General features: G+C 30.8%; 5 protein-coding genes. All 5 read left to right on the top strand.

Features of this window, described 5'->3' with window-relative positions; genetic code table 11:
• The first annotated feature begins 67 nt into the window (after positions 1 to 67).
• Positions 68 to 763: an ABC transporter ATP-binding protein gene (locus AB4Y90_RS16630; protein WP_441558689.1), complete on the top strand. Its 696-nt coding sequence runs from the start codon at positions 68 to 70 to the stop codon at positions 761 to 763.
• A gap of 429 nt (positions 764 to 1192) precedes the next feature.
• Positions 1193 to 1765 (top strand): Crp/Fnr family transcriptional regulator, encoded by a 573-nt coding sequence (locus tag AB4Y90_RS16625; RefSeq protein ID WP_441558688.1) that lies wholly within the window; start codon positions 1193 to 1195, stop codon positions 1763 to 1765.
• 87 nt (positions 1766 to 1852) lie between these two features.
• A complete protein-coding gene (locus AB4Y90_RS16620; protein WP_441558687.1) occupies positions 1853 to 2704 on the top strand; it encodes a GLPGLI family protein in 852 nt (283 codons plus the stop codon).
• 69 nt (positions 2705 to 2773) lie between these two features.
• Positions 2774 to 3055: a hypothetical protein gene (locus AB4Y90_RS16615; protein ID WP_441558686.1), complete on the top strand. Its 282-nt coding sequence runs from the start codon at positions 2774 to 2776 to the stop codon at positions 3053 to 3055.
• Positions 3056 to 3318: 263 nt separating this feature from the next.
• Positions 3319 to 3597: hypothetical protein (locus AB4Y90_RS16610; RefSeq protein WP_441558685.1), on the top strand; the 279-nt coding region annotated here is incomplete at its 3' end.

Raw genomic sequence — 3597 nt, 5'->3', positions numbered from 1 at the left:
TTCTAATTCCATACATAATCATCATCACTTTACTTATTATTCTTTCAGAAAATAAATTCAGAAAACTATGTTAAAAACAATTAATCTCCACAAAAAATACAATGATTTCACGGCTCTAAAATCCTTAAACTTGGAAGTCGAAGAAGGCGAAATCTTCGCACTTCTCGGTCAAAACGGCGCCGGAAAAAGTACAACGATAAATATTCTTTTAGGACTTATTAAAGCGACATCTGGAGATGCTTTTATTAATAATATTTCAGTAAAAGAAAATCCGGAAAAAATAAAAAAACATTTAGCCTACATCCCTGAAACGGTTTTATTGTATCCTAATCTCACAGGAATTGAAAATCTTGATTTCTTCTCTAAAATTGCAGGTTTCAATTACAAAAAATCTGAACTGTCTGATTTACTGCATCGTACAGGATTACAGGAAATTGCTCACAACAGTCCTTTAGGAGGTTATTCAAAAGGAATGCGCCAGAAAGTAGGAATTGCCATCGCCTTGGCTAAAGATGCGAAAGTTTTGCTACTTGATGAGCCAACTAGCGGACTTGATCCTATTGCAACTGCAGAATTTACAGAAATTGTCCGTGAGCTCGGACAGGAAGGTCGTACCATTCTGATGGCAACTCACGATATTTTCAATGCTGCAAGTGTTGCAACAAATATTGGAATTATGAAGCAGGGAGAATTAGTACAACATCTTCCTTCTAAAGATTTTTCTGCTGAGGAGCTACAAAGTTTGTATTTAAAAACAATTTAGTGATTGAAAAATTGAAATTTTAAAACTTCAAAAATCCAATTTTTAATTGTTAAATAAATAATATGAAAATGACTCAAATAGTTTTAAATTTGAGTCATTTTTTCAATTATTTTATATAGGAGACCATTAAAACATGTCTTTACGACCTTTGTAATTCTAAATTCGTTACATAGCCTTAACGCTCAATTAAAGATATAAATTTTGTATTTTAAAAGATAGCAACTCAAGTTTCAATATGTCTTAGTTTTGGTACAGCTAAAATGGCATCAATTAAAGACAGTTCGTGCAATTTTTATCTATTTTACTATCAAAAGTGAAGTTTATGCGTTACCTCCATTGATATATCATCAAAAAGATGTAGATTGTAACTCTTAATTATGTTTATTATTTCCTAATGACATAATTAACATAAAAAAACTATTTAACACCATGAATCACGAAAAATTAATCTCCTTTCTCGGAGACTACGGGAATATATCAGATTCCGATAGATCTAGCATACGAAAACATTTCGTTGCATTAAAAGTAAATAAAAAGCAGATTTTAATCGATAAATATTCGCCCTGCAATAAGCTTTTCTTTGTCAATAGCGGCCTTTTAAGAACTTTTTGTGTTAGTGAAAAAGGTAGGGAAATCACAAGAATGTTTGCCTGGGAGAATAAATTCATAACCAATATAACAAGTTTTAAAAATAATACAGAAAACCATGAAGTAATTGACTGTATAAAAAATTCAGAAATATTATACATCAGTCGCGAAGATTTCTATAACGTTATAAACTCTTCATTAAACCTTAAAAATATCTATGCTGATTTATTGGAAGAATGCAATAGTTTTCATGTTAAACGTTTTGAGGTTTTAACTACCTATAATCTGCAAGATAAATTATCTTACCTGAAAGAAGAATTCCCAGCTTTATTAAAGGAACTTAACGATAGTCTGCTGGCTTCTTTTTTAGGATTAAACAGAGWAACATTTGTTCGGAATAAAAACGCTTTTTAAAAAATTTATTTCACAAATATTAAAAATGTGATATAAATCACACTTATCTGAAAACTATTAATCTAATTTAGACAAAAATTACGAACCATGTATAATAATCTATTATTTGCTATTATTTTCGTATTTAACTATAGTTATTCACAAAGTGAGGCAACAAGATTTTTTTATGAGCTAACTTATAAAAATGACAGTCTGCAGAATGAAAAAATTTTAACAATTCTGGACATCGGAGAAAACAAATCTATTTACAGAGATTATCTTATGGTTTCTCAAGATTCTCTTATTCAGGATCAGATAGAGCGATCAAGAAAATCTGGTATACGGGTTGACATGAACCAAATTATGAAACTTCCGAAGTTTACTTATAAAGTCATTAAAACTTATCCTATCAAAGAAATAATTTTTTCCAATAAAATTTTACAGGATGAACTAAATTATCATGAAAAAATGCCTCTCCAATGGAAAATAGTTGGTGAAAAGAAAAAGATCGACAATTATGAAACACAAAAAGCAGTGCTTTCATATGGTGGTAGAGAATGGACTGCATGGTTTACTTCTGAAATTCCATTTCAGGACGGGCCTTATAAGTTTAATGGTTTACCCGGCTTAATTGTACAGATATCTGATCATCAAAATCAGTATTTCTGGAAGCTCAGCGGTATTAAAAAAATATCCAACTTCAGTGAATATAGCATTCTGGATAGTAAACCAAAGAGTAATGATATATCTAACCTTACGGTAAGCAAGGAAAAATTTACGGAGTTATATAAACACTATAAAGCAAATCCTCTTGGGAGTTTAAAAGGAAAACTGACAGCGGAACAACTGGCCAATAAAATGCCGGACGGACGCACCGTTGCTGAAACTTTTAAAAGTGAAGAGTCTAAAATAATTAAGTTACTAAACGATAAAGTCAATAATATTGAATTTCTACAATAAAAAATAATCTGTAAAGCTTTGTGTGGATTAAAAACTGTTCAAGGAGTATAATTATAAACTATTACAATCATGAAAAACAGATCAAAATCAATTTTTGCAATGTCTGCCGTATTGATGTTATCAATCTCGCTATTTTCATTTTCCAACGCAAGAGAAACTTCTTCTCCAGCGAAAAATGTTGAAGTAATTGAAAACAGTGAATTTACAGCATTGACATCTGAAACCGCTGTAGATGGCAGCTTCATCATCGCATGGAGTTCTGACATTTCTGGGATTCTTGCATGGGATAATGGACCAACAACACCAGCTCCGGCTCCTGGTCCTGTTAAGCCTACAAAACCATCCAAATAACATGGTTTAATTCAATCTATTCAGAGGCTGTCTCACAAAAAAGCAGCCTCTTTTTTTATTTAAATTCTAAAAAACTGGTAATCTGAATTTCTCAATCGACAAATTCACTTTCAGGCATAAAAACCGTATTTAATATGCAAGTGAAAAAAATCCAAAACCTATTAATCATACTATTTCTATTTCATATTATTGCTTCCATTTTCATTAACATCAGTTCGTTCAATTATTTAAAGCAGAATAATAGAGATATAAACCTTAATGCAATGGGGAAACTTTATATTGATAACCTTAAGAAAGTAAATACTCCCTTTTTCGTTAAAGTATACACCAATTATTCAGGCACTATCAGAGGATATGCCTATTATTCTCCCAATATAAGAAATATAAAAAATAAGTATGAGTTTTACAACGGGAATAAGAAGATTGATGGGTTAATGAGAACTTACGAATCTAATCTTAAGTTTAATACCATGCTTATAAATCTCACTGATATCATCCACAATAAAGATATCCGACAGGATATTGCAAAATCACTTTATAAC

The sequence above is a fragment of the Chryseobacterium sp. 2TAF14 genome, from assembly GCF_052115105.1.
Classification (GTDB): Bacteria; Bacteroidota; Bacteroidia; order Flavobacteriales; family Weeksellaceae; genus Chryseobacterium.
This window is presented reverse-complemented; position numbering and strand designations above follow the sequence as displayed.

Excerpts from the sequence above, each read along its gene's own strand:
- AB4Y90_RS16630 (WP_441558689.1), top strand. The coding sequence starts at position 68 with ATGTTAAAAACAATTAATCTCCACAAAAAATACAATGATTTCACGGCT.
- AB4Y90_RS16620 (WP_441558687.1), top strand. The coding sequence starts at position 1,853 with ATGTATAATAATCTATTATTTGCTATTATTTTCGTATTTAACTATAGT.
- AB4Y90_RS16615 (WP_441558686.1), top strand. The coding sequence starts at position 2,774 with ATGAAAAACAGATCAAAATCAATTTTTGCAATGTCTGCCGTATTGATG.